The sequence below is a fragment of the Thermomonas beijingensis genome, assembly GCF_020034655.1.
Taxonomy (GTDB): Bacteria; Pseudomonadota; Gammaproteobacteria; order Xanthomonadales; family Xanthomonadaceae; genus Thermomonas; species Thermomonas beijingensis.
This window is the reverse complement of sequence record NZ_JAIQDJ010000015.1, coordinates 1-4,622: the sequence shown is the minus strand read 5'-3', so window position 1 is coordinate 4,622 and position 4,622 is coordinate 1. Positions and strand designations below refer to the sequence as shown.

The window sequence follows — 4,622 nt, the reverse complement described above, 5'->3', positions numbered from 1 at the left end:
GCGAAGCAAGCTACGGAATGCTACCGCCACCACGGTGCGCAGGTCCCCTGCGCGCTGTGGGCCAAGTACGCAAGGGCACACTTGAACCAAACAGTAAACCTATCAAGCGCAATTCAATGCAAAGCCCGCATATCCCCAAAAAATTCCGCGCTAAACCTAACACCTGAATTAAGCCGCGCCGCGAAGCGGCGTCGGCTTGAATGAATTGTTAGGGCTCAGCTCGGATGGAAACTGAAATGCCCGGCATTGCATTTGGCCATCTTTGAAGTACAAGTAGTGAATCATCATGCTGTCATTGTAGGTCAGCACAGTAAGCTCAATTCCCGCAGGAAGTCGGGCGCAGTAAAGTGGTTGCAGGGGCGCGTATTCACCGCCATTGGTAGTGATTGTTCTAGTGCTGTCAGCGGGGCCTAGTAGCTCGATTGCTTTTTGCATGGATGGGAAATTTTCTCCAACCTCATGCATGTTGTTTTGCCATTCCGGTGCCAAGCGCGGATCACCGGCAGTCCTGCAGCCAGAGATGGCGACGCTTATGGCAAGTAGCAACAGAACTCTCATATGAGCCCTAACACCTGAGTTAAGCCGCGCCGCGAAGCGGCGTCGGCTTGAATGAATTGTTAGGGCCCACGCGTGATGCATGGTGAGTCCTGTAAAGGAAGCGCAAGCTCAAAAGCGGGGTGCGCTAGCCATGATGCTGCCAGAAAAAGTGATCCGAGTAGTGCTGGTCGAATACCGCGGCGCAAAGAGGAGCGCAGATTCTGACTGCTAACGAAGTGGCTCATGAGCCACAAGAGGATGCTGGCAGCAAGCAATAAAGCAGAGCCAGTCACTAAGACCAAGGTGTAGCTGGTGGTGAAGCTGTGACTGTAGGTCGGGCAGATGCCAGGGGCTGGAGTGTAGAAGAGATCGCCAGTTGGCCTTTCCACGTAGTGTAGGTAGCCAAATGCAATCGCAGCTACCAGAACCAGAATGGGAGCCAAGATTGCGACGATCTTCCTCATGGGCCCTAACACCTGAGTTAAGCCGCGCCGCAACGAGGTGCAACCGAAGCGACAGCAGCCGGACGCCGAAAAATAACACGATGCCATGAAGCGGCGTCGGCTTGAACGAACTGTTAGGTTGTAGGCGCCCGACGACCCACTGCGCATGCGAAGCAAGCTACGGAATGCTACCGCCACCACGGTGCGCAGGTCCCCTGCGCGCTGTGGGCCAAGTACGCAAGGGCACACTTGAACCTAACAGTAAACCTATCAAGCGAAATTCAATGCAAAGCCCGCACATCCCCAAAAAATTCCGCGCTAAACCTAACACCTGAGTTAAGCCGCGCCGCAACGAGGTGCAACCGAAGCGACAGCAGCAGGACGCCGAAAGATAACACGATGCCATGAAGCGGCGTCGGCTTGAACGAACTGTTAGGTTGTAGGCGCCCCACGACCCACTGCGCATGCGAAGCAAGCTACGGAATGCTACCGCCACCACGGTGCGCAGGTCCGCGCTGTGGGCCAAGTACGCAAGGGCACACTTGAACCAAACAGTAAACCTATCAAGCGCAATTCAATGCAAAGCCCGCACATCTCCAAAAAATTCCGCGCTAAACCTAACGCCTGAGTTAAGCCGAACTGCGTAGCGCAGGGAACGGCGTGGCAAGCTTTCTCTGCCACGCCGTTGCCGGAGCGAAGCAGTTTCGGCTTGAACGAATTGTTAGGCCGCTACTCGTGGATAAAGTAGTAGTCACTCTCTACTCCGTCATCAAGCATGGGAACTGAGATTTGCAACAACTCGTCGAGCACGGCAGAGAATTGCTCTGACGTGCAAGCAAGTTCCTGGCCAGTATTAAAACGGGACAGCAGATCTTGGCGCGATATCTGCAATTTATCAATGCTGAGCAGCCCATCCATGCGGATTATCTGAGCCAAGCGGATAACGGAGGATGATGGCGCGTCGTTTGGCGTAACAGACCAGCGAAAATCTTGCTGCTCATTCGGATCGCTTGGATCGTACACGACAGTTCCAGAAATGTACGTGGGTGTGACCTGTAGATGCCGAATCTCACGAGCACCGAGCGCTCCAAGAAACTCAGCTAGGAACTCCTGTCGTCTATCCATAGCGGCCTAACACCTGAGTTAAGCCGGACCGATTTGTGGCCGCGGCAATGTGACAATGCGCCACACATTGACGCGGCCACGAAGCGGTCTCGGCTTGAACGAATTGTTAGGTGCCATCGCTCTTGAGCGAGCAGCTCTGACAGACGTTTTTTGGAGTTCTGCTAACTGCCCAAGTTCCTTTTGAGTTGTCAAAACGAAAGCAGACATCGCTATCAGGAAAGTCTTTGAAACTGAAACTGATTGTCTGAGTGGTCGTGCCGCCCACCTTGAATATTGCGCTATGTTGTTCCGATGACTTGAGAACAACGGCGGACGCTAGCGAATCAGGACGTAGAACATCAATTTCATACCCATTGCTAAATAAAACACTATGCATCTCTCCCGCCTTACTAGGCATTCCGCCGCTTATACAGGCCAAAGACTCATCTTTCATGATGGGTCTCGACCCGTATGCCGAAAGCGAGAGAAAAATTAGAACTAGCAGTGAGAGTGTTCTCATGGCACCTAACACCTGAGTTAAGCCGCGCCGCAACGAGGTGCAACCGAAGCGACGGCAGCCGGATGCCGAAAGATAACACGATGCCATGAAGCGGCGTCGGCTTGAACGAACTGTTAGGTTGTAGGCGCCCGACGACCCACTGCACACGCGAAGCAATCTACGGAATGCTACCGCCACCACGGTGCGCAGGTCCCCTGCGCGCTGTGGGCCAAGTACGCAAGGGCACACTTGAACCAAACAGTAAACCTATCAAGCGAAATTCAATGCAAAGCCCGCACATCCCCAAAAAATTCCGCGCTAAACCTAACGCCTGAGTTAAGCCGACCGGCGTAGCGGCGGCAAATAGAAACGACCCAACCTTAGCACATTGCCGCCGCGAAGCTGGGTCGGCTTGAACGAATTGTTAGGTGCGTACACGCCGTAGCTTGTAGTACACCCATAAGCCAGTTAAGAACACAAGCGACCAAAGCGAAAAAAACACAAAGAACATTGGCGGAAATGTAGAATTTCCGTACTGATCATGTTTGAAGCCGCCAGCGGATAGCCAGCTTGTAAAGGATGACAGAAGGAAGATTGGAAGGGTGTATTTGCGGCACATGTCGAAAAGTGCGGCAAGGGGAAGGCCGACACTAAGTGCCAAGCCGATAAGCCAGATGGGGAGAAGGATCAGGCCTCCGAGGACTTCGCCACCCATACGCACCTAACACCTGAGTTAAGCCGCGCCGCGAAGCGGCGTCGGCTTGGACGAATTGTTAGGGCTCATGCCGACGCAACCTAAAGTACCAAAAGGCGAGGCCCGCAAGTGTCCCGAGGCCGCTGCATAAACCCAGCAAGCCGAACAGGTAGGTTGTGCGATCCAGTGCATGGAGTGCCACGGCACCGAGCGCCCCCGCGAGCGCCGCACCCAGTGCGACCTGCCACCAAGCGAGCCAGTCCAGCTTGCGAAAGCCCAAGTAAAGCGGCACACCGAAGAGAAGCGCCGAAGGGAATGCAATGATGGAGCCGAAGGCAAAGTAGCCGGCAAGTGTTCCCGCGCAAGTGCCCCGAGTGCTTAGGCCGACGCCAAGCCCGATGCAATGGGCCGCAGGAACAGCAAGCAGCGCCACCAGCACTGCTGCAACGAAGGCGCTCGTTGTAGACAAGGCGCCGACAGACTGTCTCATGAGCCCTAACACCTGAGTTAAGCCGCGCCGCAACGAGGTGCAACCGAAGCGACAGCAGCCGGACGCCGAAAGATAACACGATGCCATGAAGCGGCGTCGGCTTGAACGAACTGTTAGGTTGTAGGCGCCCGACGACCCACTGCACACGCGAAGCAAGCTACGGAATGCTACCGCCACCACGGTGCGCAGGTCCCCTGCGCGCTGTGGGCCAAGTACGCAAGGGCACACTTGAACCTAACAGTAAACCTATCAGGCGCAATTCAATGCAAAGCCCGCATATCCCCAAAAAATTCCGCGCTAAACCTAACACCTGAGTTAAGCCGCGCCGCGAAGCGGCGTCGGCTTGGACGAATTGTTAGGTGCCATGCCGCAGCACCTGCCGAGCACGAAAAACGCCTAGCGACGCGACCACGAGCCAGCCAAGGTAGACAACACCAGCTACCACGAGGCCTAGCGGCCCGTTGACGCGCATGAACTGGACGAGATGTTCGTTGCCCTCGATCTGCGTGGCAACTGCAACAGCGGAACAGACGGCCAAGCCCGCGATGAGGATGGCCACTGCGCCGCGATGAGACGGCTTGTGCCTTAGGGCGTTGGCTGCGGCCAGGAAGGCCACCGGCGCCAGAGCGAAACAGCCGAAGCTCCCTGCGACCCATCCGTGGCCGGCGCCGTTCAGGGCCAAGCCGGCGAGCGCCACAAGGAAGAATGCAAGAGAGCCGACGCCGTATCTCATGGCACCTAACACCTGAGTTAAGCCGCGCCGCAACGAGGTGCAACCGAAGCGACAGCAGCCGGACGCCGAAAGATAACACGATGCCATGAAGCGGCGTCGGCTTGAACGAACTGTTAGGTTGT

4 protein-coding genes are annotated in these 4,622 nt (G+C 55.8%); all 4 read right to left on the bottom strand.

All coding sequences use genetic code 11. The annotated features are described in order from the left end of the window. Positions 1–168: 168 nt before the first annotated feature. Positions 169–558 (bottom strand): hypothetical protein, encoded by a 390-nt coding sequence (locus K7B09_RS12645; RefSeq protein WP_223629824.1) that lies wholly within the window; start codon positions 556–558, stop codon positions 169–171. 1,151 nt (positions 559–1,709) lie between these two features. After that, positions 1,710–2,003 carry a hypothetical protein gene (locus K7B09_RS12640; protein ID WP_223629823.1) on the bottom strand — a complete coding sequence of 98 codons (294 nt, stop codon included), beginning with the start codon at positions 2,001–2,003 and terminating at the stop codon, positions 1,710–1,712. A gap of 1,353 nt (positions 2,004–3,356) precedes the next feature. Next, on the bottom strand, positions 3,357–3,767 hold the full coding sequence (locus K7B09_RS12635; protein WP_223629822.1) for a hypothetical protein: 411 nt from the start codon (positions 3,765–3,767) through the stop codon (positions 3,357–3,359). 355 nt (positions 3,768–4,122) lie between these two features. Then, positions 4,123–4,622 (bottom strand): hypothetical protein (locus K7B09_RS12630; protein WP_223629821.1); only part of this gene is annotated, 500 nt, incomplete at its 5' end.

Coding starts and splice junctions, on each gene's coding strand:
- K7B09_RS12645 (WP_223629824.1), bottom strand. CDS start 558: ATGAGAGTTCTGTTGCTACTTGCCATAAGCGTCGCCATCTCTGGCTGC.
- K7B09_RS12635 (WP_223629822.1), bottom strand. CDS start 3,767: ATGAGACAGTCTGTCGGCGCCTTGTCTACAACGAGCGCCTTCGTTGCA.